The organism is Flammeovirga sp. OC4 (assembly GCF_000812565.1).
Classification (GTDB): Bacteria; Bacteroidota; Bacteroidia; order Cytophagales; family Flammeovirgaceae; genus Flammeovirga.
On the sequence record NZ_JTAM01000086.1, the window covers coordinates 1 to 26966 of the forward strand.

A 26966-nucleotide genomic window follows, 5' to 3' on the forward strand; every position below is an offset into this window, starting at 1 on the left:
CTTAACATTCGCGCCAGTGGGCTTTCTACTCTATTCATTGGGTAGTGCTCCCCTCGGCCTTGAAGGGAAAAGCGTTAAGAATTTCATGGATTGAGCCGTTAAAAATGATTTTCTTGTTTGAGCAGAGTGAGTTTAAAATCATTTAGGCGAGTGAAATGGAATTTAGTTTTGACTTCTAAGCCTTGATTTTTTTGCTTCGTTTTTGTTTCAAGACAAAATAAAGAAGAAGGAAGTTTGAAAGTAGAACATAAAAAGTTTGCAGAAAAAACGATTGAAAGTTGACAGTAATTTAGTTTACAATGTAGTAATTTTCAATCACTTTCATTTTCCTAAATCATTCCTATTTTTATACTTAAACAAACTTTAGGTCTAAGATCAATTAAAATGTAAAGCAACAATCAGCTACTTACGTTTAAGCATGTCAAAAATTCATTTGATGTAGAATGAATTTTGACTATGACAAGTAACTATTATTCATAACAAACAACGAATCTCATGGATTTTTTATCTCTTTCTTTTATTGAGCTTCTCATAGCCATGTGCTTTGTATATGCTCTTCTAAGTATTTTGGTATCTACTATTTTGGAGTGGATAAATCATATAACTAAGGCTAGGGGAGAAATGCTAAAAAAAGCACTAATTCAGATGTTAGACGACCCCTCCAACCTCCAATATGGTCACTTATTATTTAACCATCCTTTAGTCGGTGGAATGGGAAATAATACCAATAAAAGACCACCACAATACATCAGCTCTAAGATGTTTAGTCAAGCCCTTTTTGATATCATCAGTCAACAATATGACGAGGAAATTGACATTGTCCGACATCGTGATGAAACAGATGGAAAGGTGAAATATCAAGAAAAGAATCCCAACCAAAGGCTATCTACAGATACAATGGCTCTTTTTGAGAAAAGTGTACAAGAAATGAATTATAGTACACTTAAAGAATTGCTTTGGTCTTTTTATACACGTTCCAATGGAGATCGAGAGAAACTATTAGTTTTCATAGAAGACTGGTACAATGCTTATATGGACCGCGTTTCTGGGTGGTATCAATCAAGCCAAAAAAATAAACTAATGATTGTTGGTTTTGCACTGACTCTCTTTTTGAATTTTGATAGTATTCACATGGTCAAAAGTTTTAATCAAGACAATCATCTTTTAGCACAAGTAGTTTCTGAAGCAGAAAAATTCAATGATAACAATCCAAACAGAGAAAAAAATACAAGCAATGAAAAGTTTATCAAAGATGTAAAAAGCCAACTTGAAACGATTGATGAACTGAAACTACCTTTGGGATGGTCTTGTGAAACTGCTCCACTAAGTTGGATTTTTCATAAGGCCCCGGTGAGTGTAAAGGATGATAATTTGAAACAATATGTCTACAAACGCAATTACACTCCTTGTGCACAAGATTACTTTTTGTATGGTTTGGGTATAATCATGAGCGGTTTTATGTTAAGTTTTGGAGCACCATTCTGGTTTGATCTATTAGACCGTTTTATCAATTTTAGACGTTCGGGTAAAAAACCTAAAAACTAAATAGAAATACAATGAAAAAACTACCTTTTACAAACGTACATATTCACGTCTTCACTACGAAATGTGCACCTGATAGCTTTTTGAAAATCATTCCGAATCGTTTACTAAGGAAATATCCGAAAACACTTAAAAAAATAATAGATAAAAACGCCGTCCGAAAGTTGATCGTTATGCTAGACCGAATGGCGAAGTGGGGCAATATTGGCAGTCATCAACGTAAATCACTTCATAAATACCTTTCGTTTTTAGAAGAAGGAACCAAACGAACGCAGCAGGAAGTTTTCATGTCACCTTATGAACTCTATCATTCCGAATATAGTGATGTTCAACTAATAGGTTTGAGTTTGAATATGGATTATATGGATAATAAGCTGCTTCCTCCCGTACGTTTCAATACACAATTGGAAGAACTTAAAAGCATTAAAAAGGAATATCCAGATAACTTCTTTCCTTTTGTTTGTGCTGACCCAAGAGCGTATGCAGGTGAACAATTAGTCAATTGGATTAAGAAGTATTTTGAAAAAGGGATAAGAAGTCCAAAATCAGGTAGTGTAAGACCTTACTTTTCAGGAATTAAACTATATCCCGCTTTAGGTTTTTTCCCTTTTGATCCTCGATTAGACGAGCTTTACGCTTATGCAGAAGAAAATGGAATTCCTATTATGACACACTGTACTAGAGTAGGTTCACTTTATGTTGGTGATAACATTGAGAGCTTAATCCCTCGAAAAGTAGAGATGATTGAACCTAATTCAAATCATGCTACATTTGAAGAGGTAAAGAAAGAAATTCATAAAAGAATAGAGAAATACTACGAAGTAAAATGGATCAAAAATAATACAAAGGGTGCCAACGATATGGCATGTGATCTTTTTGGACATCCACAAAATTATGTGCCCATAATGCTCAAATACCCTAAACTGAAAATTTGTCTAGCACATATGGGAGGTGATGATCAAATTGATTTGATGAATTCTACATTAGAAGAGATCAAAAATAAGAAAGCGAGAAAAATCATAGAGAATGATGGTTATAATTGGGCTTCGCTTACCAAACAGTTAATGATAGATTATCCTTCATTGTATACTGATATTTCTTATACATTGTACCGGTTAAATGATTCGGATTTCACTAATAAAATAAAGGATTGGTTAGATTCTAAGGATGAAAAGGGCAATTCTCTGAGCGATCGAGTACTTTTTGGAACAGATTTCTATATGACAGAACAAGAGAATCAAGAGTCAGCACTTTTGGAAAAAGCAAAAGTACATCTTGGTGATTATATGGAACAAATGAGTCGTATAAACCCTGATAGATACTTGAATTATTAAAGAGTAGTAGTTGATAAATTAATCAAACAAAAGAAGAAATAGATGCTTAGTCAATTCATTAAGGAAGAACCTCTGATACCTCAGGAGAATCTAGTTTTGGATAACATAGACACGATTTTAACTTCTAATTATGGGATACGTGGATTCCATAAAATTCATCTTTTTGCAGAAAAGACCATAATAGACGAAACTACAGGAGTGAAAAAACTTTGTTATGAAGATGAAAACCAAGAAGAATCTTATTGGATTGGTCAACAAAAAGAAGGCTTGGAACCCGGTATTTTAGATTATGAAAAAATGCTTGTCATAGGCAACCTTGATTATGATGTGCCATTATGCTTAGACTTTCGATCTAGTCTAAAACAACCCTCTGTAATTTGGCTTAGTGATAAAGGAGGTTGGGAAAAAATAGCAGAAAGTTATAAAGAATTTATACAAACGCTTTCAGTGAAATAAAGGAAGGATGTTGAAAATATATTTCTTTTATGGTGCCAATAATTTTACACCCTTTTGTTGCATCATTTTTTAAGAGTAAATAGATTTTTGCATCATTAAATTAAGGTGGAATTTACCTCATACATGTTTGAAAAATTATCTATTGAGGTATTTCTTCAAAGCAAACTCTTACTTTATTATATCTAATTAAATGAAAAATTTCATCTTTTTATTTTTACTCTTTGCTACTTCAAATATTTATGCACAAAATTATGATGATGACTTAATAACATTAGCAGAAATCATAGATAATGAGATTCACAATAATAGTAAAGCAGACCAAGAGGTTATTGATAAGTTGAATACGGTGAAGTCGAAAAAATTACAATTTGTCAAAGATTTTTTGGTACTGAGTTTTTCGAGCCCAAATGAATTAATTTCTCAACGTTTTTTAGAAAAGCCAAAAGAGATCGATTTATATCATTTCAATTTTACCTTTCGCTTGTATCAAAAATTCTACAGATTTGATCAATTAAAGGGAGAAGAAAGGCAACTTAAATATCAAGAAGTGTTTGATGAAATAAAGAATGAGGAAAGGACGAATAAACAGTTGTTGTATATTTACTATGATATGCTTTTTTCTTCTTTTCAAGGTAAAAATCAAAAGATGAGTCTAGCTCAATATGAGGTCAACTTTAGAAAGCTGAAACTAAAAACTTCTGAAGAGAAAAACATATTTTTTATGGCTTGCCTAAATACTTATCGTTTTGAAATTTTTAGTGAAATGATCGGTTTTAGTAATGGTTCAGACTATTCAAAAGCAAGAAGTTATTTTAACCAATACCCATTATTTGAAGGAAAAAAGTTTTATTTCTACAATACTCTGGCTAAAGAGGATTTTAGTGTAATAATTGCATTGAATAAAGAGTATGATAGTTTTAAAAAGGAATTTTTTACTGAATATTTACGTCTTCTTGTGTATTATTATCAATCTCATAATAATGATGAGGAGGAACGAATCAACCTTATCAGAAATTCTATAATTCTTGATGAGAAGTATTGGAAATTTGTAATTCCTCAAGTAGTTCAAGATTTAGAAAAAGTGAAAGCAGACATAAAATAATTCATTTGTAAAATCATCCTATCCATAAAGTGAAAGTAAGGTTATGAAATTAAGTATTAGAATTGTAAAATGGGGATTTGCTCTTTTGTCAACACCAGTGTTTTATTTCGTTATTTCCTTACTACTGTCTTCCATTACAATTGATCGCAAAGCTGATGGTGAGGTGAAAGATAAATCGATATACTTGACCACAAACGGAGTTCACTTGGATATAGTATTGCCAATTAAAACAATGGATACAGAGCTGCTATCAAACTTAAAGTATGAGTCAACGGATCATTATTTATCTTTTGGTTGGGGAGATGAGAACTTTTATATTAATACGCCAACATGGGGGGATCTTACGTTTGATAATGCTTTTACGGCACTATTCCTTAAAAGTTCAACGCTAATGCATGTGACTCGTTATCGATATAGACTTTCGAATTGGATTGAAATTAAAGTATCAGAACCCGAATTGACTAAACTTAATACTTACATACAACTATCATTTCAAACAAGTCAAGCTGGAAAGAAAATACTTTTAGAGAATCAAGGTTATTCATCAATCGATAATTTCTATAAAGCAAAGGGTAGTTATTCGTGTTTTAAAACATGTAATAGTTGGGTGAACACTGGATTTCTGCAAAGCGGATTGAAGGCATGTTTGTGGACTCCTTTTGATTTTGGATTAATGGATAAATACAAAAATGAAGAAGAATGAAGCTAGAAAGTAGTTTCTATAAAATCATGTAAAAAGTTCTATTGGAAACTGACTAGAACATAGTTCACAATCTTTTTGACTTGTTACTAGTATAATTATTGTGTGTGAAAACTTGGTGACAGAACTTAATCTAACAAACATGAACAAAAACAATCCACTTCTTCTTTTTATGTTAATCTTTGTACTTTTTCAAAGCTGTTTGGAAAAGGAGGAGGTACAAATGATAGATTTTAATTATTTAGGGATCTCGTTTCAGTATCCATCCAATTGGAAAGAACTTGATCATTCTACAGTATTATTCGGTATTGCTGACAATGATTTATTTCAAGGTTCACAATCCAATATATTATTGATTGGGATGGATTCTATGGAACTAAGACTAAGAGAAATAGAGAGTTTTTCCGAATACTATACTGGTATCAATTATATGCTTAGTCAAAAAGAAAATTATAAATTACAGGAGCCATTAGAGAGTGTAGACCTCAATAAAGTGCATTGTAAAAAGGTTGTTTATGAATTGATCGATAAAAACATTCTGCAAACTCATTACTTCTTTGACTATAAAACATCTTTCTATTCAATAATTGTTACTGAACCTATTGAAAGCCGCACTGAGGAAACTCAAAAAATACTTTCAACTTTTAGTCTACAAGAGGAGGAAAAGGAGAATCTTTTTCATTAATTGTGAAGTTACTTCAACATCAAATAACAGTTTGAATGCAAATTATTAATACACTAAAAAAGTGGTTGAGTTCTACACCTATTGAGATTGATCTTGAAGGAAAGTGGAATGGATTTTATACCTATTCTCTAGCCTCACCTCAATTACTTAGGAACCGGAAATTTCACTTTGATATGGAATTAATGCTGAAAGGCGATAATTTTGAAGGCTTTGTATCTGAAGAAATAATTACTGGCGAAATTGAGGATCAGATTGTAGTGTATGGAAAATTAATAGATAATAAAATTGAATTTCAAAAGCTTTCTAGGTATTCGTATCTCTTGGATGAGCAGGGTAAGGTATCTAAAAAAGAGGGAATAGGTTCTCCTGTCTTGACCAAATATGTAGGGCATTACTATCAAGATATGAATAAGTTTATTGGACAGTGGACCACAAGGTACGAATTCGAAAATAAAGAGTATTCTTCATCCGGAATGTGGGAAATGGAATCAAAAACTAACCATTGATTTCAGGTGGACATGGAAGTGTAATTGATTTTTTATCTTTAATAGTATTCATCAATGAGAATTGTATAGTACATTTAGGTCAATTTTAAAATGAACCTAAGTTGTTCTTCCATACAAATGCAGAAAAGAGAGTTTTATACTGAGCAAATCATTGCACTACTGAAGGAACAAGAACCCGAAAGAGAGGATCTAATTGAGGATTTAAAAAACTCTAAAATTAGAAAGTGGCTCATACAACCTTATATTTATTTTGTTTCAGCTGAAAAACCTAATCAAATAGGATCAGATTGGCAATTTGATGAAAATATTGTCTTAGAGCACAACACGGAAGGGACTATTATATTGGATATATTGAAAGGTGGAAGAGTAGGTGGAATTGAATTTATTGATCAAATCGAAGACTAAAAATTATCATCATTACTAATAAAACCAGTGATTTATTACATTGTAAACTAAGTTTTCGAATATTTAAAGTGTTTAGAAATCAGGAGATTTCTGCTGATCTTTATGAAAGTAGACCCTATAAAATCTAGTAGAAATATAGATTAAAAGTTGACGAAAACTTAGTTTACAGTGTATTTATTCTTTTTTTTAAAAGTTTGCTAATCAACTGATATATAGCATGTAAATGTAATTTTATTTTTCTATGAAATATCACAATACAATACATAGAATTACGATGTATTGATAAATTATGTATATTTACTCTATGTATTCAAAAGAACTACTCAAAGGGACACTTTCCGCAATCATTTTAAACTTATTGTCGGAAAAAGGGAAAATGTATGGTTACGAAATTTTCCAGCATGTAAAAGAACAATCTGAAGGTAAGATCTTATTAAAAGATGGTTCGTTATATCCTGCTTTACAAAAAATGACTAAGGAGGGTCTTCTTTCTTATCAGGCAGAATATATAGGAAAGCGAGTAAGAAAATATTACTTCCTTACACCTGAAGGTAAAGTTGAAAAAAACCGTTCTTTAGAGGAATTAAAGGACTTCTTAGCTACCCTGAATAAGCTTGTTTTCTCAGAATTAAATATCACATGAAATTAAATAGTGAACAAGAAAAAGCAATCGAAGAATATGTTGATGCACAAGGATTGAAAATTCAGACACTGCGGGATGATATCATAGATCATTTATGTTGTGTTGTTGAATCTGAATTGGGAAAGGGTAAACCTTTTGATCAATCTTTTGAGCAGGCAATTCTAGATTTAGCTCCTGATGGGTTGTTGGAGATACAAAACAAAACCGTTTTTTTACTTAACTCTAAACGCATAATAATGATGAAAAAATTAACGTATTTAACCGGACTTCTTGGAGCAGTAGCACTCACTGCAGGTATAACATTTAAACTGCTCCATATGGCTTTTGCCACAGAACTCTTTATGTTAGGATTCTTAGTATTGTTGCTAGTGTTTATTCCCTTATTGGCCATAGATCGATATAAGGTGATACTTTCTAAGACTATTTCAGTACGATTAAAATTTATATTGGGAGTTGCTGCGGCGGTGATCACGGGACTTTCAGCCGTTTTCAAAATGATGCATTTGCAAGGGGCTGACCTGTTATTGTTATTCGGTGCTTTCCTTTTTGCATTCGGGTTTCTTCCCTTCTATTTCTTCACTATGTATAAAAAATCAATTGCCTAAACCCTTATATTGATACATGCACTGAATTGCTTGGTTCTGGACTAATACAGTAAAATTAAAATACTTTGAAAATAGATAAAAAATGAAGCTCAATCTAGTTGTCATTAGAACCAAAGAACCTCAACTTCTTGTCGAACAGTATAAAATGCTTGGACTTACTTTCGATTATCATAAACATGGTAATGGTCCCTTTCATTTTGCTTCAGAAGTGGACGGATTTGTATTTGAAATCTATCCCTTTACTAAATCGATGGATAAAGCGGATGGGTCTCTTCGATTGGGTTTCGAAGTTGATAATTTACATGAAGTGATAGATAGCATCAAAGATTCGGATTGGAAAATCACCCAAGAGATAAAAGAAACTGAATGGGGGTTGGTTGCTGTTATCCAAGATTTAGACGGTAGGAAAATCGAGTTGAAGAATAGATAAAATATTTTTCGTTAAAATGAGTTACTTCTTGTCTCTGTTGAAAATAATAGGTAATAAATAGCTATCTTGATTTCAGATAGTCAAAGCAAACTAATCAGCTCTACCTTATGAATTATCAATTACAATTTCAGCGTATTTTTATTCTTAACCTGATTATTATGACTTTTAGTTGTACAAGGTCGGATCAAATCGCCAATTCAAAACCTGAAATAGTAGAAGGTTTTATTCAATTAGAGACAAAAGGAGTTTTAGAAAGTGCATCTTTTTTTAATAAACAGAGAGAGGTATTCTTGTCTGTAGAACAGCATCAGGATTCAAAAATTTTCAGATACCAATGGCATCCACAAGGCTTTTCAGAGTATAATTTCAATCAAACTTCAAATCAGTTGAGTTCAACTTTTTTTATTAATGATACAATCTGTAATATAGTAGATTATGTTTTTGATAGTGAAATGCAATTGAAGGTAGAGGGTGAAGAATTTGAATTGAAAAAATATTATTCTTTTAGGGAAAAAAAGATTGACTGTATTGAGAGAGAGCAATTGGATACTTTAACCACTCTTTATTTTAGTCCAAAGATGGGCATATTTCAAGAGTTTTCCTGTAGGCATTCGTTGTATGATTTATTGAATGACAGTTATTTGGTGGATAAAACCAAATTACCTCTTATTTTAAATGAAATGAAAAAAGATAAACGGTTTTACCCCAACGAAAAAGAGGTTGCTTTAAGAAGAGCGTTAAAGGGACCAGTTGTAATTGACATTGAAGAAGAGGAAGAAGATATTGAAATTGAAATAGAAATTCCTGATTCTTATTAAAACACTGTTAACTAACAATAGAAATGAAAAGCATAACAATTGTATTATTTGCACTACTATTACTCAATGTACAAACAATGGCTTGTAAGTGTTCAGGTCCTAGTAATATTGAAAATAGTTTTAAAAATGCTAAAGTAGTATTTACGGGTAAGGTGGTAGAGATTTCTTATGTACCTATTGAAGAAACTTTTAATTCTGATAGTCTATCTAGTATAAAACAGAAGGTTTCTGAAAGTAAATTAAGTTTACCTGTAAAGAAAATTGTATTGGAGGTAAAGTCTGTATTTAAGAATTCAAATATCTCACCTAATACTCGAATTACGATTTATACACCACCAAGAAGTGCTTCTTGTGGTTTTGCTTTTGAAGTCAATAAATCCTACCATAATTTATGGATCATCAAATAGTTTACTCTATCATTCTATTTTAAGGTTAAAAGCGGATAACCTTGTCGCTTCGAATGAATTTTGGACTAATCACTGTGGAAGAACTACACAAATAACTTCCTATACCAATACAGAGTTGGAACAATTACATGAGTTGAAAATTCAATATTAAGTAAAAATAAGTTTAATTTAAATGTCTCTTTTCCCTCAATGCCAGGGGGAATACTACCAAACTAAAATGGTAGAAAGCTCAATGGCGCGAATGTTAAGCGTCAGTGTCATTCGTGTCCTTTAGGTCATCAGAAATCTCCTGATTTCTAAGCACTATAAATAACTAAAATATAGTTTACAGCGTAGTGAATCTATAGTTATGGAACTATACTTTCATTAAAATTACACCTAGTAGAAATATTGACTATATTTTTTTAACTTGATCAATGAACCAACATAAATTATAGACAACTTCAATCGAAATATAAATGGAGAAATCAGAGCCAAAACAAAATCCTGCATTTTTAGACTATGTTTATCAACTTAATGAAGGTAGAACACTAGATGAAGCTTTTCAATTAAGTGTTCATCAAATCAACAGTATTGATATTGCTCAATTGAAAAGAATCGGCTTGAAAACTTATGCTGATAATAAATGGTCGATCCACAAAATTATACAACATCTTATTGATTGGGAAAGAATATGGTGCTATAGGGCAATCATTTTTGCTCGAAACGAAGGGTCAACACCTGATGCAAATGATCAAGAAGTTATGGCAAGTCATTCCAATGCAGATGAATTAACGATTGATCAACTTATCAATGAACTTAAGGTTGTACGTCAATCTTCGAAGATGATGTTTGATTCTTTTAATCAAGAAATTCTTGATACAACTTGTGAGTTTTTTGAATATGAAATGCCTTTATCTGCCATTGCCTATACTATTACAGCTCATCAAATACATCATTTAAATGTGATAAATGAAAGATATTTGCCTCTAGATAAATAAGTGTTATACTACTCTGTAAGCTAATTTTACATGACAAAAACTGATTGAAAATGGGAAATTTTATTGAACTAAATACGGAAAATATTACTTCAGAGCATATTTGTTGTGCTATATCTGATAAGAAATGTGCGGAAAGTTATCAAGCTAAAAAAGACTGGTTAAAAAAAGAGTTTGAAAATGATTATACTTTTAGGAAGCTGGACGAAAGAGCAAAAGTTTTTATCGAATATGGGCCAGCGGAAAGTGCTTGGGTTCCAATAACAGCCAATAATTATTTAAATATTAATTGTTTTTGGGTTTCCGGTAAATATAAAAAGAGTGGTTACGGGAAAGCGCTATTAAAATCAGCGATTGATCAAGCTAAAAAGCAAAAAAAAGCTGGACTTGTGACAGTTGTTGGTACAAAGAAATACCATTTTATGAGTGATACAAAATGGTTGCTGAAACAAGGTTTTGTAGAAGTAGAGCGAACATCAAGTGGGTTTAGTTTATTGGTACTGAAGTTCTCTGAAAATGAAGAAGATCCGTTTTTTAATCTCTCTGTAAAAAGTGGTGAATGTTGCCATAAAGAAGGAATTGTAATTTATTATTCCAATAGATGTCCATTTGCAGAGTTTCACGCTCAAAATTCAATTATTGAAACGGCTCACAATAGGAATTTACCACTCAAAGTAATCAAAATTGAAACCATGGAGGAAGCACAAAACGCACCTTCACCAGCAACAATTTTTAGTCTCTTTTTAGATGGAAAATTTGTAACGACCGATATTAGTGTTTGTATGGATAGTCGTTTTGACAAAATAGTAGAGAAAGCCAAAAAGCATTAAAAGAGAATAATGTAATGCATATAAAATAGACTCATATTTTGTTTGATCTCTTGATCTTTTCAATTACTTTATCATAACAAAGCAGATTTATTAGGATTATCTACAATTAAGAAGAAAAATTCAAACCTGGTATTCACTTTTCAGATTCTAGTTCCGCTAAAATACAGGAATGAATATCATAAGTTTAAGCTTCTTATACATCAAATTATAACATCTAAAAACTAATTGATTCAACAGATTATGAATGAAAATTTTTCATTGAAAAGGGGTAACTTTACTCTATTTGGAGTGATCGGATCTGTTTTGGCCATTGGACTTTTGTTAAAATGGAGATATGTGAGAACCATTTTAATAGTTTTTACATTGTTGAGTATTCCATTTGAAATAATGGTATTAAGTAATGTAGCTAAAGATTTTTCATACCGCATATCGTTTTATTGATCGTCTTGATAATAATTTTGTCTTTATTAGTGTCTTCAAAATCATTAAGGTACTATTCAAAGACTAGAGTATAGTATTTCATATGATACTAAAAAATATTGACCGTAATGCCAGTGGATGTACATTTAGTAATAAATCTGATCTTGTTCTTTCCTTTTTATAAAGATCTATTTCAAGAATAATTAAGTACGTTGTAAACTAAGTTTTCGAATATTTATGATTTTTAGAAATCAGGAGATTTCTGTTGATCTGTAGGACACGAATGCCGCTAACGCTTAACATTCGCGCCAGTGGCATTCTACCCAATTCGTTTGGCAGTACTTTCCTCGGCCTTGAGGGGAAAAGCATTAAGAATTTCATGGAGCGAGCCGTAAAAAATGATTTTGCTGTTTGAGCTTTAGCGAGTTTAAAATCATTTAAGCGAGAGAAATGGAATTTAGCTTTTGCGTTCAAAGCCTTGACTTTTTTGCTTCGTTTTTGTGTTAAGACAAAAATGAAGAAGAAGGAAGTTTGAAAGTAGATCCTATCAATGCTTGAAGAAAGATTGATTAAAAGTTGACGATAATTTAGTTTACAGTGTAGTGATGCCAGTGGATGTACATTTAGGAATAAACCTGATCTTGTTCTTTCCTTTTTATAAAGATCTATTTCAAGAATAATTAAGTAAATTGTATTGAATAATTTCCTTATTATTTTAACCTTCATAAAATGAATATTCTACAATCTCTTGAAGCCTACACTTCAGCTCAAAAATGGGTAGGGATCAACTTTATTATATTAGGTACACTGTTATTATTATTAGCAGGTATTATTACTTTTTTTGTGACTAAAACACCTTTGGCTTCGGGTATGAAATGGGGAGCTTTAGTAACAGGTTTATTGATCATCTTTGGTGGTTTTGGTTATGGTAATTTCAATAATAAGATACTTAAAGAAGGTGAGATTGCTATTCAAAAAAGTAGCAATGAATTTATTCAGTCAGAGTATGAACGCATGGAAAAAGTAGATAAAGGTTTCTTAACGTATCAATTGACTTTTGCTGCTTTTGCAATTGCAGCCATTATTGTAATTCTTTTTATTCATTCTCCCTTTTTAAAAGGAATAGCTTTTTCTGTTGCTATTTTATTTATTGGGTTACTTATCATTGAAGGTTTTTCACATCCGTCCATAAAAGCTTATGCTGCTGAGCTGAGAAATGAAGTTCAAAAATAATGAGGGCAAGGTCGAAATTATGGAAATAGGGGACCGTTAATTTTTTAGAAACTATTTACATTAAAATGCAACAATTTTTTAAGGTGATTTCAATTTATTGGTTTATTGGTATTACTCTTCTTTCCATTTCTTATTTTAGGCTTCAAGACCTTTTAGATATAGGAGCTGTAATATTTACTATACTATTGATTTCTATTATTTTGGGAGTTCCATTTGCGTATTTTGTTCAAAAGAAATCAAAGAAAGTAGCAATTTATCAATTATTATTAGGTGGTTTTATTTCAATATTAATAGGATCTTCATTTTTATATTTTAATGATGTGAGCTTTTATATGAGTGATATTTATATCAAGGATAAGGGTATTCTAGTAAAGCAAAATCAAAATATATTTTACACCTATTTTATTATTCTAATCATTCTAGCCTCATCTGTAATTAATTTGTTATTTGATGTTTTTATAGCTTTGATAGGCACTAGAATTTCATTTCGAAATAAATAGTATTTTTTCGGAGCTTCACCCTAAATTCATGTTTTAAACCATAGATTTAGGGTGAAGCTTTTAACAGCTAAGAGTAAGCTCTCACTTCAAAAAGTTTAGCATTTACTGCTCCATATGTTTCTTTGAGGTGGATACGAATAGCAGTAGCTTCTATGGTATCAAAATCAAATTTGACTAATCGCGTTTTATTTTTTGTGATTTCAGCTACTTTTACCCATTTTCCTTTCACACGAACCTCTGCTTCTAATGCCTTCATCAATTCCTCAGGTACCTTAGTAGAGTAGGTTTTATTTTCCAAACTATCTCTTCTCAGCATAATGTTTTTCTTGACATTGGTATCACATTTTACTTCAATTTTAGAGATCGTTTGCTTTTGATTCCACTCAATTTGTACAGTTGCGGGAAGACCTTTGGATTGCCAATGATGTGCCTTTTCTTTAAAATCTCTGGACATTCCGTCCTTCAATGATTCCACTGACCCAGAAGAAGTGCTTGAAGCAAAAAGACTAGATGAGCTCTGAATAAGGTCATTTTTATCTTTTGCTGGACGGTTTGGAATAAAAGCATCATCACGAAGAAGTTGCTCCTGAAGTTCGTTGATGTGTTTTTGTCCCAAAGTACGCGGCATTACTGATTTTTGAATACATAAAGCCGCTGCCGTTCCTACAGCTTGCCCCTCCAATGCACAAGTAGCCATAATTCTTGAAGATGACAATGCAATATGTGTTTGACTAATGTTTCTACCTGCAAACAATAAATTAGGAACATTGATAGAGTATAAACTTCTAAATGGGATCTGATAAACTTCTTTGAATTTTTCATGAAAATAACTCGGAGGTTCTTCCAAATTGAGCATACCTCCTGGGTTATGTTCATCCAATGACCATCCTCCATAAGCCACTGCATCCTCAAAGTCTACATTGTTGAGCAGATCAGGTTCGCTTAATATATGATCTCCTATAAACCTCCTTGACTCCCTTTTTCCTGGAAGAGAAGAAACCCAATCAAGGGCATAGTTTTCAGTTTCAGGATATTTACCAGAGTTTTTAAGATAATCCCAAACACCATAAGCATATCCCATCAGGGTGTGTTTATTGTCTTCAAACTCCCCAATAATATCATCATCACTTCCAAGCTCAACCCACCAAAAGCCCAATTCGAAAGGCATCAACTTACGTCCTTTATGGGACTTTTCAGCCTCATAAGGGAGTGTGAAATGAGGGGCTTCAAAGGGCATAGGTTTACCCATATTTTTTGACCCTAGTAGAATTGTTGAACCCATCTGCCAACCGTCGGCTTCTTTAGGGGCATATTTCTCATTAAATTCAGAAGCACCTTCTCTACCTGTACGATAAAAAGCCCCTGCAGTAGCTCCTAGAAGACCATCCCCAGAACAATCTATAAACTGTTTACCTTTGAAAGTGTATTCCGTTTCTGTAGTAAGTTGCCAGCAGTAGACCGCATCAATACGATCCCCTTTCATTTCAGCCCTTAATGCAGAGGTATTCAAATAGAGGTCTAGATTTTTTTCTTTTGTCACAAAATCATACAAAATATGGTCCCATACAGGATAGGAATCCTGAGGATTGTGAAAACGGTTGTGCAAAAGTATTTCTTCAATAATCCCTGTTTCTCTTTCTGGTTCACCTCCTTTCAGGTGATTTACTCCATTGAGGTGCACTCTAATTTCACTAGATGAATTGCCTCCTAATACAGGGCGGTCTTGAATTAAAGCTACTTTCGCTCCATTTCTAGCAGCACTTATAGCGGCACACATTCCAGCAGCACCACCGCCTACAATGACCACGTCATATTCCATTGTTTTCTGACGGTCAGGCCTTGGTTTTTTACCTGTTCCCATCTGATGCCATTGCTCTTTGGGATTATATTTATTTTTTAAAGTTGAAGTGTTTTTGGAAGAAGTTGAAGTAATGTCCACACTATCAGAGTTTCCCAGTAAAGGAAGGATACTTGCTCCTAATGCTCCTTTGACTGTGCTCTTAAAAAATTTCCTTCTTTTCATAAGTAAGTAATAATTGTTAGTTGTAAATTTCTCATTTCGAGTTTCAAGAAGTTTTATAATTGGTATAAATACAAGGGAGTAAATGACAGATTGAGTACTTGTTCAGTTAATATAGAGTGTCTTTTGAGGTGGTGGAGACTTTCTGAATGTTTTGATCAAGCATAGTCTAGTGTATATTTCAGTATTTTATTTCTAAAAAGTCAATATATTGGGGAATTTTGAAACAATTTTACATCCTCTTTTCAAAAAAACAGGTGGGTAAATAGGAGAATAATAATGTGGGTTTATTAATTCTTTGTAATGCAGATAAAAAATGGAATACCCCTTTCATCATTTAATTATGATTAGTAAATTTCAATTCTTATAGCAAACTCAAACATTAATTTATGTAGCCTTCATTGGAATACCACTTTTAATAATTGTAGCCCTTTTCTCAATCTATTTTAGAGTAATATAAGTTGGTGTATTGCTATAACTCGTCAAGAAAATAATTAATAAACAAATCTAACAAGTAAGAAAAATGAAAACTTTAAAGCAGTTGCTATTGATAACGTTGGCTATAAATTCTTCTTCTAGAAAGAAACAGGGACTTTTCAATAACTAATAAAGGAGTAATTGTAAGCCTTGATGGGGGACGTTATTTCTAACATGGCTTATATAGTTTAACTCACAGTAAACTAAGTTATCGTTAACATTTAATTGGTCTTTTTGCAAGATATTATTGGATGTACTTTCAGGGTTCCTTCTTCTTTATTTTTGTCTTAACACAAAAACGAAGCAAAAAAGTCAATAGCTAAATTTCATTCCTTGAGACTAAATGATTTTAAACTCGCTAGAGCTCAAACAACAAAATCATTTTTAACGGCTCATTCCATGAAATTCTTAACGCTTTTCCCTTCAAGGCTGGAGATGGTACTACCAAACTACAAGAGTAGTAATTCCAATAGTACGTATGTTAAGCGTTAGTGTCATTCGTGTCCACTAGGTCATCGGAAATCTTTTGAGCTCTCAAAACCATAAATAACCGAAACCTTAGTCTACAGTGTATTTTTTCTTCGATCAATCATAAAAATAAGATCCTCATGAAATATTATTCGACATTATTTATTATCCTATTTTTTTCAATAAATGCATTCTGTCAAAATGAGTTTAGTGGCGTAATAGAATATTCTACACAAGCCATCGAGGATACTCACGGTACAGGTGAAATTTCTAAAAAAGGAGATATTTCAAAATCAACTTTTTATTTTGAGAACGGTAGTTTTTATCAGACCTACGATAACAAAGCTTATGACTTTGATTATTTTGATGCAGAAACATTGATCCACAGTATTAAATATTTTGGCAATGATACTTTATACCTTTTTAATACTAGAATGGCTAATAACTCTAAGTTAACCTCTGCTGAAATAGAGGAAGATGTTGAGAAAGTACTAGGTATTCTATGTGATAAACTGACCTTGGAAATTACTTCTCCAATTCCAGAGCGAAGTTTTTTGTTAGAGATCTTTTTTGCAAAAAATGCTACTGCCATCAATAAAGAAGATTTTAAGGGAGCAAAGTTTAATTATATAGAAGAGATTTATAGTAGAACAGGTGCTATTCCTTTAAAGTTTATATATCATCTTTCTCAAGGATCATTTATAGCGGAAGCAACTGATATTAAACATCAGAAAGATTTAGATTTAGAGAATGTATTTAAAAAAGAAAGTCAAGGATTGCCTGTAAAGAAATTATTCTAAATTTACATTTGTATCCTCTTTTCTGTAAAATGACTATTCATTTTTAAAGAGGTAAGCTATTACACTGTAAACTAAGTTTTCGAATATTTTAACATTTAGAAGTCGGGAGATTTCTGATGATCTGTAGGACACGAATGACGCTATCACTTAACATTCGAGCCAGTGGTATTACTACTCTTTATATTAGGTAGTTCTATGGCGGCCTTGAAGGGAAAAGCGTTAAGAATTTCATGTATTGAGCCGTTAAAAATGATTTTTTTGTTTGAGCTTTAGCGAGTTTAAAATCATTTAGGCGAGAGAAATGGAATTTAGTTTTTGCATTCAGAGCCTTGACTTTTTTGCTTCGTTTTTGTGTTAAGACAAAAATGAAGAAGAAAGAAGCTTGAAAGTTGATCCTAAAAATGCTTGCAAAAAGGCCGATTGAAAGTTGACGATAATTTAGTTTACATTGTGCTATTTAATATTGTTCTACTAAATCAACATCAGAAATGTATCGCAAACTACTCATCATTATTTTTCTCTTTTCGTTTTTTTCATGTGAGAAAAAACAAAAAAAGCCAGAAGTTGTTGCTGTACCCATAGTAGCAAGTGTAGTACAGGAAGTAAGAAATATTGACACCATCGAGGTTGTTAAAGAAGCCATTGAAATAGTCGAAGATAGTGCTCAGATGGAAGAGGAAGTGGTTGAAGAAGTGATGGAGGAGAGAAAAAGACTTGAGATCGATTCTAATTTTGTAGATTATTACCCCGAAAGACACGCTAATTATTTCTTTAATATAATAGAGACAGGTTCCTATCATGGAGATGAAATAAAGAAGTCTTACGCGAATAAACAATGGGTTGGTGTTTTTGCTGATTCATCTAATTATTATCTGAAAAATGTAGATGTTACTTTTGAAAAAGATTTTGATCCTATTATAGATTCAGAAGGAGATAGTTCGGCAGTTAAGGTAAGTGTGAATGAAAAAGATTACTGTTTGTTTTTATTCTCAGACTTTCCTTTAGAAGATAGAACGCTTCATTCTATTGATTCTTTAAAAGACATACTATGCCCTCTTCCTGGTGATTCTACGATTTTGAATTATAACAACACTACAATAAAGTTATACGCTACTGGAGACAAACAGCTTTTAGGTGGCGACTACTATGAAATTGCCAATTATCGGTTATTCATAGATAACGAGAATAAGACGAAGGCTCCTCAGTTATTGTTTGCTTGTGCAAACTTTGATGATGCCATGCCTCAATTACTTTGGGTTGGAGATATTGATAATGATGGAAAACTAGATTTTCTTTTTGATCTTTCCTCACATTACAATGCTACTTCAATAAATCTCTTTTTATCTAGTAAAGCAGATGAAAATGAATTTGTGAAAATTGTAGCCTACTTTGATACCATTGGGTGTTAGAAAATGAGAAGAAGCTGGTTTACTTTCCGCTAGATGTAATTTAGTACATTGTAAACTAAGAATTCATTAATTATAGTAATTCCTTTTGTGAAGGACAAATAGTAGTGTATTGAGATTCGCGAGAGCCGTTAAAATGATTTTTTTGTTTGAGCTTTAGCGAGTTTAAAATCATTTAGGCGATAGAAATGGAATTTAGCTTTTGACTTCAAAGCCTTGAATTTTTTGCTTCTTTTTGTTTTAAGACAAAAACGAAGAAGAAAGACGTTTGAAAGTAGATCCTATCAATGCTTGTATAAAGGAAGCTTGAAAGTTGACGATAATTTAGTTTACAATGTTTTTAGTTATAATACATTAGATAACAAACTGATATCAGAAAATATAAGGTAACTACCCCACAGAAGAGGATAGTTACCTTTTTTCATTTATTCTTTTAAGAAGATTTTAGAAATAATAGTGTTTTTAGTTTCAATTTTCAAGATATACGATCCAGCTTTTAAAGCTTGTACATCAAGATGAAAGGCTTTGGATTCGATTTGTGTATTGATCATTTCTTGTCCTATCATATTATAAACGACAACACTTTTTACTTCTGCATTCAAACCTTTAATATGGAGAGTTCCTTGAGTAGGGTTAGGATACAGTACCATTGTAGGCAGGGATGTAGAAAGATTTAAGATGGGGTCTTCCTCTGTTTTCAGTGGCTTACCAATACAGTTCAATTCAGCAATGGCTGTATATGGTATTTCAGGGTTATTTTGAGCTTCAGTCAATGCTACTAAACGAAGATACCTACCTGTAGCTGCTTCAGGAAGTGAAATCATTTGAAGCTTTTTATAATCTTCTTTGGTAGGTAATGTACCATAATCCAATTGACCGGTATGAACAGGATCTCCCCAATTCTCAAGGTCATCCGTCAAATAAATTTCATACTGACCAATAGCACCATTCGGTCCCCACTCATCTTGTCTTGGTAGGTAATGGATTTCACTGATCACGAAACTATCTTTAAAATCAATCTGGATTTCATGTGGGGGAAGAGGTTGGGCAGAGAACCACTGCGTATGCCAGAAAGTACCAGGATCACCATCTACCGCATATTCTTTTAAGCTAGGTGTTTTGCCTTCTTCATTGGATTCACTATCCACAAAAAGCACTTCCCAAGGGAGTTGGTCCATGTAATTGTATTGCATTGAACCTAAAATCATGTTCCCAAACTTATAAGTATCTTTTTCAGATTTTCCTTCTTTTGTGTCGTTTGTCCAAAATATAGAATGTTCTTTAATGGCCTCGTCATCTCGATCAGAAACACTGATGTCAAATCCCATTTCCATGCCTTCAGTAATATTACCGTTTGCGACTATACCGTCCCATGGAATTTGAGCTTCTATAATATACCCTTCATTGGTATTGACTGATTTGTAGATAAACCCACTATAATCATCGCCTTTTTTCCAATTTCCATTTCCGGAGTATAAATTATTGTTCAACCCATAATTTAATCGGATTTGCATAGCATCTTCTCCATATTCACCCTTTGGATTATGCTCATTGTCAGGATTGAAGAACAGTTCAATATTGTCCGAATCCCAAAAGGCAGAACCTTCAGTATATTTTACTCGTTTGTTGTCTTTTACTTTTACTAAGAAGTAGACGTTATTTCTATCATACATGGCTTTAAAACTGTAACTACAGTCAGATGCTTCCGGCAAATCTTTACCATTACCTTCAAATTTTCCTTCTTTCCATTGTGTCCAATTCCAAGAATCATCCATCAAGCCATCAATTTCAAGAGGGGTATTAGTATACGGTAAAGTGAATTTTTTAGGAGTAGCAAGAACAGGTTCTTCCTCAGGAATATCAACGATATCACAGTTGTTGGTTTCTTTGATTTCAGTTAGCTTAACAGCTACGTCATCAATGGTCATTCCTTTGAAAAGAATAATTCGATCTACTTGAAAGTGAGCAGAACGCCCACTTAAATTAATGGTGTATTCTCCCGCTTCTGGAAAAACGACAGACATCCAAGGTTGCCCTTCATTGTGTAAGTCCAATTGTCCATTGAGTGTGAAATCATCTGTACTTCTCCCTACAAATTTTTCAAAATGGGTAAGAGGTTGTTGTTTTGCTCTTCCAATATCACCATCAAAATAAATCCAGGCATCGTTGCCTAAATCACCACCTCTTTCACCTTCAGGCTGCCTCATAGTCCATTTTACAGTATAACCACCCGGATTATTGATTTTGAAAGTATAAGAGATCGTCTGTCCTTCAGGTACTTTCTGATAAGAATTATAACCATCATAATAGATGTATTTACCACCAGAAGCTTTTTCTGTATCGGTACCTACTTTCCAGTGCCCTGCCAAGGAGAAGCGCTCTGCCTCAAAAATGAGTAGCCCGTTCACTTCCTCCACTTCGCACTCCCCCAGGCATTCAAATTTTAAAGAACGCCATCGGCCTCTGGCATAAGCAAAGCCATTACCTTCAGGTATTAAACCGTTGGAGTGTGCATTGGATTCAATCTGTACTTCGTCTCCTTTTTCTATCAATACATTCTTGAATTCATGTGTATAAGGCTCCATATCAGTGGTAGCTACAGGGTTTTGAAATTCACCCACCAAACGTCCGTTGACTTTCAGTCGAAATGTACTTTCACCATCTTCTTCAGTCAGCGTTGTCATACTGATATTGTAAAATCCCGTGAAGCCATCAAACACCTTTTTAGTAGCTGCAAATTTATCTTTATAAAGCCCGGCATCTACTGCAATGGCATTACGTCCGTTGTCTTTGTATGCAGTGACAAAAGTATCAATTTGGGCCACTTCAAAATCCTTAATCGCAATGTATTCTAAGTCGGCACATTCGGGAAGAGGTTTTACCGTTACTTCCACAACATCCGAGAAATTTCCTTCATCAGTTGTGACAGTAATGGTCGTTGTTCCTTCTTTTTGTCCAAATATTACGCCTTTGTCAGAGACATAAGCAACCTCTGAATCGGAAGATTTCCAAGTAGTTTTTTGGTTCCAAGCATCAGCAGGTTGTAAAGCATACCCAATGTGAACGCCTCTGCCGATATAAGCATTCATTGTTTCAGGGAAAATGTCAATACCTTCTACTGGAATTACGGCTCCTAATGGAATACCGTCACCAATAAAGTTTTGAAATTTCTCAGGGCTACCAAATTCATCTCCTAATAACAAGTAATAAACCATTCCTGCATCAGAAATATCAGCTCCTTTACCTTGTGGATGAAACTGCATTCTGCTGTATACCCATTGAATATTGGGGTCAGAATGCGTTTCCATCCATTTCCAGGGGGTAAAGTTAGTGCCTGAACACCAAAGCTGATCAAGATTTTCACATCCATTTTGATCTTGTATCTTCTTATATTTTAATCGATCACCACTCAAAGTAATTGCTTCTTGCATGGTGTGATGTGCTTCTCTACGTAAATGATTATCATTGAATCCACTATGTGAAATGATCTGTACATGAGCGAGAGTTTCTATTTTACCGTCGTCAATCACTTCCTGCACCGCTCTGTAAAAGAACTCTGAAGTTCCCATATGGATAAAGTACAATGGATCATCTGCGGTCGATTTTCCGATTTCTTCTGCTAAGTGGGTAATAGCAGTGGCAGGGTCTTCTGGAACATCAAAAAACACCCCTTCTTTGAAATTCCATTTTTCTATACCACCTTCAGCTGCTTCTTTCATATAGTTGGTTTCAGTAGTGTGGGCAGGGGCATCAATAAAGTTGTTGTAAGAAAAGTGAACTACTTTGTCTTGTAAACCTAGTTTGGCAATGATCGCCAATGAAGCAGGCGTACCTCCCCAGTCATCGGGATCTGCTCTTGGCCATTGTGCTTCGGGATGATTGTCAGGTTGGTTATTACCATCTGCACTGATGGCAATACGATGATTGTCATAGCCCAGTGATTGAGCTAATAACTGTCCCGATAGCAGAAGAGACAGTATTAGAAGTAATAAATTCTTTTTCATCAGTTGTTTGTAATAATTAGAAAAATGAGCAAATCTGATGAGGAAAATTCTATGGTTGAAATGAAAAGAATAGGTTATGAAACTTAAGTACAAGGACAACAAAATAGAAGTTGGAGGCTCGGAGATCAAAGGTCATGAATAATGCAATTTATTATTATCCATCCCAATGGTAGTCCCTTATTTCTAACACAAGATTAAAGTGCTAACATCTCTTGTGTTTTGGCGGTATCACTCCATTTCTTTCTTCCCACTTCAGAAACCGATTTTAAAATGTCAAATAAAACGGCTTCGATTGTCAAGTACTTTTATTACTAATAATCTAAAATATAAGTCGAATTTTCACTCATCAAATAAGCTCGATTATGTGTCGCTAATAAGCATACTCAAAAGTAGTGGAGTGTATTGAGAAAGGCTTATTTTTCTATTTAACAAAAACTTTACAAGGCTTTAGTATAATTTGTAATGATCATTTTTTGATTTTTCTTTTAAACGCTAACGATGAAAAATTATACCCCTCAGGGATAGAAAGTAGGGGTGAATTTTATCGTTTACCGAGGGTGTTTTTTATTTCTATTTTTACAACATCTAACTCAAAATTCAAATGTGTATATTTTACGTGTAATATTTATAAAGCATTAGGTTTAAATAAGGAGGTGATGTAAAGGGGCTTGAAAAAAATAAGAAATGAAATGATGAATTAAACCATTTAGACTGTATTCTAATAGGTGAATACTGGAATGGTAAACATGAAATGAAACACCCAAGCCTTTAATTGAGAATGAATAATTATAATTCACTTCCATGTTATTCCTGATACTGGGACTTTTAACCAATTATAAATGAAAATTTATAAGAACTATCTATTAGTGTATTTTTTTGTTTTAGGTTTTCAGATCAATGGATCTGGACAAACGCAACAAGAAAGCAAACAGAACTTTTCTCCAATCTATCAACTGCAAACGGCTAATTCTCTTCTCAATTCAAACCCTGATAGTGCACTCCTTTTATTTCAGGATGCGATGAGAATTTTTGATGAGATAAAGGATACTTTGAAAGTAGTGCAGTGCCATATCGGTATAGCGGATGTCTATAAAAACAAAGGACAGTACAGTCTCTCTTATGATCATTTGTGGGAGGGATTATCACTTTCAAAACAAAGTAAAGATCTTTTATTACAAAGTGAAATTAATGCAGATATTGGTGTACTCTATAGCCTTTTCAATAAATATGAGTTGTCTATTGAGTACTTAAATGTAGCCTTGAATCAAGCTAAAATACTGGTTGATTTCAAAAAGGTTCCTCCTGATTATACTATTTCTTTATATTATTCCATGGCAGTGCAATACCGTAAAGCCAAAGACTTTTCGAAAGCATTAGTATACCTAGACAGTTGCAGAACTTTAGGTCTCAAACATGCCAAAAATCCGTTGAATAATACTGCTTATGTGGGTACTGAAAAAGGGATTGTATCCTTGTATCTTAATGATTTGAAACAAGCAGAGTATTATTTATTGGAAGCGGAACGACATTTCGAAAAAAGGAACAATGCCTTTTTAGTGATTATATACAATTTCCTTGGTGATTTGTATGTGAAAAAAGAAAATACACAAGAAGCGATTACGGCCTATAAAAAGGCATTGAAACTGATGAAATTATTTCACACACATGAAGATTATAGGATAGATATTTTGCAAAATCTTTCACTTCTTTATGAGCAGGAGCAACAAACACAACTCGCACTAGAGAGTCTTAAAGAAGCGAATGCTATTTCTGATAGTTTATTTAATATTAAGAGCATCTACAATAACCGTTTATTTCAAATAAAAGATAAGTATAGAGAAACACTACAAGAAAAAAATACTCAATTAATATCTAAAGAAAGAATAATTGAAAAAAATGCATTACTCAAAACCCGCTTGATCATTGTAATTGGTTTCTTATTATTTACGTTAATTCTTAGTGCTTACCTTGTTCGGTTTAGATCAAAAATCAAGAAAATGAGGATGGAAAAATTGCAGTATGAATTGCAAATGCAATCTGCTCGTGAACGATCCGAAGAAATAATGCAGATAAAAAGTAAAGAGTTAACAGCCAACACACTTCTCTTTATCGAAAAGGAGCAAATTATAGCGGAGTTGATGAATGTAATCAGAGAAGAACTTCCTTCAAGTTATAATAAAATCAATAAAAAAGTCTCTCAAGGGAATGCGGATATGTGGGAACGCTTTAATAAATTATTCATAGAAGTGAATCCTGATTTTTATAGACGTCTGAGAAAGAATACTCCAGAACTTTCACCAACAGAATTAAAACACTGTGCTTTGATAAAACTTAAGTTCAATACGAAAGAAATGGCACAATTGCTTAATATTTCAATCAATAGTGTCCAGATTTCAAGACACAGAATACGAAAGAAAATGGGATTGGAAAGAAATGAAAATCTAAGCAATTACATTGGAGATTTTTAATCCATACAACATCAAAATGAAAAAGCACAAGAGTAGTTGTTATCATACTCTTGTGCTAAAAAAATAACGGTTGATTACCTCTTCATTTAAATTGTTGGCTAATGTGGTTCGCGAGGTCGTTGCAATGCAACGACCCTACAGCACTGCATTTTAGAAGATGATTATAAAACCTTTGTCTTTGATATGTAATCAGACCATCATTTAGTAGTATCTCCCTCGGCATTGAAGGGAAAAGCGTTAAGAATTTCATGAATTGAGCCTTTAAAAATGATTTTGCTGTTTGAGCATCTCAAAACGATGAAGTTTTGATCGAGTTATCCTTATTAATAGGCGAGAGGAATGAAATTTAGCTTTTGCGTTCAAAGCCTAGATTTTTTGCTTCGTTTTTCATCAATGGAAAAATGAAGAAGAAGTAAGCTTGAAAGTTGCTCTTATAAATTCTTGCAGAAAGGTTAATTTATAATTGACGATAATCTAGTTTACAACGTGCTTGCTTACACTAAAAATCAAGTATCTGTAGATACATTATCCCAATTCTGATTGGCATATTGGATTAACCAATTTAAGGCATAATGCCATTCATAAACTACACCTGAATCTAAGTTGCCAGGAGCTTTTTCTCCTTTTACACGAGCATTTACACAAGCCCAATCATAACGTAATATAAGGTCAGCTTGATCAAGGATCTCTTTTTTGCTTCTTAATTCAGCATCTTCTCTAAACTTCTTAGGGCCTTTTTTGACAATGATTCCTACATCATCAGCCACGCTGCATACATCACTTGGATAAGAAAGTTGATCGATATATCCCACTGACCACAAAAGGACGTGCATGCATTCGTATTTCCAATTGGCATTTACTTTTTGCTGTTCGGTAGGGTTGATGGCATTAAAATATTTCAGCTCATTGTGTGTTAGCTTTTCCTCAACATTATACATTTGATCAAGGTTTTTTAGATGAGCTTCCTCCAGACCTTCACTTTTGAGGCCTAAGTACAATAAGGCAAAAATTCTGTCTACTACTTCCTCTTTCGTTCTTAAAGTAACGACATCGTCGGAATTGATAAATAAGGCTTTTTTGTTTTTGTAAACTGGAATTCCCTTGGATTGACAAATGGCTTCCGATCGCTCTCTTCTCTGTTTTTGAGAAGGAGTAGGGTTGATATTTTCAACGGGCTTGCTTTTTTGTCCGAAGGTCATTTGAAGAGAGAGAATACTACTGAAAATTAATAATGTGATAGTTTTCATAAAGTTTGTTTTGTTGGATCTGATTTCGACTTTTTATAGCAATTAGGTTTCAAACCTGAAATAAATAGATTGAAGTTAATACTCTGTAAACTAAATTAACGATTAATTTATAATCGATCTTTCTACCAGCTTTTATAGTGCCTACTTCCAAGCTTCCTTCTTCTTCATTTTTGTCTTGAAACAAAAACGAAGCAAAAAATTCAAGGCTTAGAAGTCAAAAGCTAAATTCCATTCCTCTCGCCTAAATGATTTTAAACTCGCTAAAGCTCAAACAAAAAAATCATTTTTAACGGCTCACTTCATGAAATTTTTAACGCTTTTCCCTTCAAGGCCGGGGTAGAACTATCAAATTAAAAGAGTAGTACTACACTGGCGCGAATGTTAAGCGATAGCGTCATTCGTGTCCTACAGATCAGCAGAAATCTCTCGATTTCTAAATATCCGAAAACTTAGTTTACAATGTCATTAATGATTAATGCTGTA

General features: G+C 33.1%; 23 protein-coding genes. 20 read left to right on the forward strand and 3 right to left on the reverse strand.

Features of this window, described 5'->3' with window-relative positions:
* Positions 1–621: 621 nt before the first annotated feature.
* The 17 genes from PL77_RS26425 (at position 622) to PL77_RS26510 (ending at position 13593) form a co-directional block, all read left to right on the forward strand.
* On the forward strand, positions 622–1545 hold the full coding sequence (locus PL77_RS26425) for a hypothetical protein (RefSeq protein ID WP_156152560.1): 924 nt from the start codon (positions 622–624) through the stop codon (positions 1543–1545).
* A gap of 11 nt (positions 1546–1556) precedes the next feature.
* On the forward strand, positions 1557–2876 hold the full coding sequence (locus PL77_RS26430; RefSeq protein WP_044211942.1) for an amidohydrolase family protein: 1320 nt from the start codon (positions 1557–1559) through the stop codon (positions 2874–2876).
* Between the two features lie 42 nt (positions 2877–2918).
* Positions 2919–3332 carry an SMI1/KNR4 family protein gene (locus tag PL77_RS26435; protein ID WP_044211943.1) on the forward strand — a complete coding sequence of 138 codons (414 nt, stop codon included), beginning with the start codon at positions 2919–2921 and terminating at the stop codon, positions 3330–3332.
* Between the two features lie 190 nt (positions 3333–3522).
* Positions 3523–4434 (forward strand): hypothetical protein, encoded by a 912-nt coding sequence (locus PL77_RS26440; RefSeq protein WP_044211946.1) that lies wholly within the window; start codon positions 3523–3525, stop codon positions 4432–4434.
* A 43-nt stretch (positions 4435–4477) separates the two neighbouring features.
* Positions 4478–5137: a DUF2459 domain-containing protein gene (locus PL77_RS26445; RefSeq protein WP_044211948.1), complete on the forward strand. Its 660-nt coding sequence runs from the start codon at positions 4478–4480 to the stop codon at positions 5135–5137.
* A 139-nt stretch (positions 5138–5276) separates the two neighbouring features.
* Complete coding sequence (locus tag PL77_RS26450; RefSeq protein WP_156152561.1) at positions 5277–5819, forward strand: hypothetical protein; 543 nt, start codon at positions 5277–5279, stop codon at positions 5817–5819.
* A 35-nt stretch (positions 5820–5854) separates the two neighbouring features.
* Complete coding sequence (locus PL77_RS26455; protein ID WP_044211952.1) at positions 5855–6325, forward strand: hypothetical protein; 471 nt, start codon at positions 5855–5857, stop codon at positions 6323–6325.
* 90 nt (positions 6326–6415) lie between these two features.
* Positions 6416–6730, forward strand: coding sequence for a hypothetical protein (locus tag PL77_RS26460; RefSeq protein ID WP_156152562.1), 315 nt, complete (start codon positions 6416–6418; stop codon positions 6728–6730).
* A gap of 289 nt (positions 6731–7019) precedes the next feature.
* The gene (locus PL77_RS26465; RefSeq protein WP_253274024.1) at positions 7020–7373 is read left to right on the forward strand and encodes a PadR family transcriptional regulator; all 354 of its coding nucleotides are present in this window, start codon (positions 7020–7022) and stop codon (positions 7371–7373) included.
* Positions 7370–7978 carry a hypothetical protein gene (locus PL77_RS26470; RefSeq protein WP_044211959.1) on the forward strand — a complete coding sequence of 203 codons (609 nt, stop codon included), beginning with the start codon at positions 7370–7372 and terminating at the stop codon, positions 7976–7978. Before PL77_RS26465 ends, PL77_RS26470 begins: the two co-directional genes overlap by 4 nt.
* An 82-nt stretch (positions 7979–8060) precedes the next feature.
* Positions 8061–8408: a VOC family protein gene (locus PL77_RS26475; RefSeq protein ID WP_044211961.1), complete on the forward strand. Its 348-nt coding sequence runs from the start codon at positions 8061–8063 to the stop codon at positions 8406–8408.
* Between the two features lie 107 nt (positions 8409–8515).
* On the forward strand, positions 8516–9226 hold the full coding sequence (locus PL77_RS26480; RefSeq protein ID WP_156152563.1) for a hypothetical protein: 711 nt from the start codon (positions 8516–8518) through the stop codon (positions 9224–9226).
* A gap of 23 nt (positions 9227–9249) precedes the next feature.
* On the forward strand, positions 9250–9633 hold the full coding sequence (locus PL77_RS26485) for a hypothetical protein (RefSeq protein WP_156152564.1): 384 nt from the start codon (positions 9250–9252) through the stop codon (positions 9631–9633).
* 458 nt (positions 9634–10091) lie between these two features.
* Positions 10092–10613: a DinB family protein gene (locus tag PL77_RS26490; protein WP_052444758.1), complete on the forward strand. Its 522-nt coding sequence runs from the start codon at positions 10092–10094 to the stop codon at positions 10611–10613.
* Between the two features lie 50 nt (positions 10614–10663).
* Positions 10664–11440 carry an N-acetyltransferase gene (locus PL77_RS26495; RefSeq protein ID WP_044211968.1) on the forward strand — a complete coding sequence of 259 codons (777 nt, stop codon included), beginning with the start codon at positions 10664–10666 and terminating at the stop codon, positions 11438–11440.
* A gap of 1149 nt (positions 11441–12589) precedes the next feature.
* A complete protein-coding gene (locus PL77_RS26505; protein WP_044211972.1) occupies positions 12590–13093 on the forward strand; it encodes a hypothetical protein in 504 nt (167 codons plus the stop codon).
* 65 nt (positions 13094–13158) lie between these two features.
* On the forward strand, positions 13159–13593 hold the full coding sequence (locus PL77_RS26510) for a hypothetical protein (protein ID WP_044211974.1): 435 nt from the start codon (positions 13159–13161) through the stop codon (positions 13591–13593).
* 67 nt (positions 13594–13660) lie between these two features.
* Here the strand turns inward: PL77_RS26510 and PL77_RS26515 are convergent, their stop codons facing one another.
* Entirely contained in the window at positions 13661–15616 is a 1956-nt protein-coding gene (locus PL77_RS26515; protein ID WP_044211977.1) for an FAD-dependent oxidoreductase, read from the reverse strand.
* A gap of 1082 nt (positions 15617–16698) precedes the next feature.
* Between PL77_RS26515 and PL77_RS26520 the strand changes: the two genes are divergently transcribed.
* A complete protein-coding gene (locus PL77_RS26520; RefSeq protein ID WP_044211979.1) occupies positions 16699–17358 on the forward strand; it encodes a hypothetical protein in 660 nt (219 codons plus the stop codon).
* A gap of 488 nt (positions 17359–17846) precedes the next feature.
* A complete protein-coding gene (locus PL77_RS31090; protein ID WP_052444759.1) occupies positions 17847–18767 on the forward strand; it encodes a hypothetical protein in 921 nt (306 codons plus the stop codon).
* Between the two features lie 422 nt (positions 18768–19189).
* Here PL77_RS31090 and PL77_RS31405 read toward each other — a convergent pair whose 3' ends face one another.
* Positions 19190–22768: a sugar-binding protein gene (locus tag PL77_RS31405; protein WP_063769056.1), complete on the reverse strand. Its 3579-nt coding sequence runs from the start codon at positions 22766–22768 to the stop codon at positions 19190–19192.
* Positions 22769–23607: 839 nt separating this feature from the next.
* On the opposite strand from PL77_RS31405, the gene PL77_RS26535 reads away from it, so the two are divergent.
* Entirely contained in the window at positions 23608–25236 is a 1629-nt protein-coding gene (locus tag PL77_RS26535) for a tetratricopeptide repeat protein (protein WP_044211982.1), read from the forward strand.
* Between the two features lie 506 nt (positions 25237–25742).
* On the opposite strand, the gene PL77_RS26540 is transcribed toward PL77_RS26535, so the two are convergent.
* Positions 25743–26483 (reverse strand): DUF4272 domain-containing protein, encoded by a 741-nt coding sequence (locus tag PL77_RS26540; protein WP_082026751.1) that lies wholly within the window; start codon positions 26481–26483, stop codon positions 25743–25745.
* Positions 26484–26966 lie beyond the last annotated feature (483 nt).

Coding starts and splice junctions, on each gene's coding strand:
- PL77_RS26435 (WP_044211943.1), top strand. CDS start 2,919: ATGCTTAGTCAATTCATTAAGGAAGAACCTCTGATACCTCAGGAGAAT.
- PL77_RS26490 (WP_052444758.1), top strand. CDS start 10,092: ATGGAGAAATCAGAGCCAAAACAAAATCCTGCATTTTTAGACTATGTT.
- PL77_RS26510 (WP_044211974.1), top strand. CDS start 13,159: ATGCAACAATTTTTTAAGGTGATTTCAATTTATTGGTTTATTGGTATT.
- PL77_RS26520 (WP_044211979.1), top strand. CDS start 16,699: ATGAAATATTATTCGACATTATTTATTATCCTATTTTTTTCAATAAAT.
- PL77_RS31090 (WP_052444759.1), top strand. CDS start 17,847: ATGTATCGCAAACTACTCATCATTATTTTTCTCTTTTCGTTTTTTTCA.
- PL77_RS26455 (WP_044211952.1), top strand. CDS start 5,855: ATGCAAATTATTAATACACTAAAAAAGTGGTTGAGTTCTACACCTATT.
- PL77_RS26470 (WP_044211959.1), top strand. CDS start 7,370: ATGAAATTAAATAGTGAACAAGAAAAAGCAATCGAAGAATATGTTGAT.
- PL77_RS26540 (WP_082026751.1), bottom strand. CDS start 26,483: ATGAAAACTATCACATTATTAATTTTCAGTAGTATTCTCTCTCTTCAA.
- PL77_RS26465 (WP_253274024.1), top strand. CDS start 7,020: ATGTATATTTACTCTATGTATTCAAAAGAACTACTCAAAGGGACACTT.
- PL77_RS26495 (WP_044211968.1), top strand. CDS start 10,664: ATGGGAAATTTTATTGAACTAAATACGGAAAATATTACTTCAGAGCAT.
- PL77_RS31405 (WP_063769056.1), bottom strand. CDS start 22,768: ATGAAAAAGAATTTATTACTTCTAATACTGTCTCTTCTGCTATCGGGA.
- PL77_RS26460 (WP_156152562.1), top strand. CDS start 6,416: ATGAACCTAAGTTGTTCTTCCATACAAATGCAGAAAAGAGAGTTTTAT.
- PL77_RS26425 (WP_156152560.1), top strand. CDS start 622: ATGCTAAAAAAAGCACTAATTCAGATGTTAGACGACCCCTCCAACCTC.
- PL77_RS26450 (WP_156152561.1), top strand. CDS start 5,277: ATGAACAAAAACAATCCACTTCTTCTTTTTATGTTAATCTTTGTACTT.
- PL77_RS26485 (WP_156152564.1), top strand. CDS start 9,250: ATGAAAAGCATAACAATTGTATTATTTGCACTACTATTACTCAATGTA.
- PL77_RS26440 (WP_044211946.1), top strand. CDS start 3,523: ATGAAAAATTTCATCTTTTTATTTTTACTCTTTGCTACTTCAAATATT.
- PL77_RS26535 (WP_044211982.1), top strand. CDS start 23,608: ATGAAAATTTATAAGAACTATCTATTAGTGTATTTTTTTGTTTTAGGT.
- PL77_RS26430 (WP_044211942.1), top strand. CDS start 1,557: ATGAAAAAACTACCTTTTACAAACGTACATATTCACGTCTTCACTACG.
- PL77_RS26480 (WP_156152563.1), top strand. CDS start 8,516: ATGAATTATCAATTACAATTTCAGCGTATTTTTATTCTTAACCTGATT.
- PL77_RS26445 (WP_044211948.1), top strand. CDS start 4,478: ATGAAATTAAGTATTAGAATTGTAAAATGGGGATTTGCTCTTTTGTCA.
- PL77_RS26515 (WP_044211977.1), bottom strand. CDS start 15,616: ATGAAAAGAAGGAAATTTTTTAAGAGCACAGTCAAAGGAGCATTAGGA.
- PL77_RS26505 (WP_044211972.1), top strand. CDS start 12,590: ATGAATATTCTACAATCTCTTGAAGCCTACACTTCAGCTCAAAAATGG.
- PL77_RS26475 (WP_044211961.1), top strand. CDS start 8,061: ATGAAGCTCAATCTAGTTGTCATTAGAACCAAAGAACCTCAACTTCTT.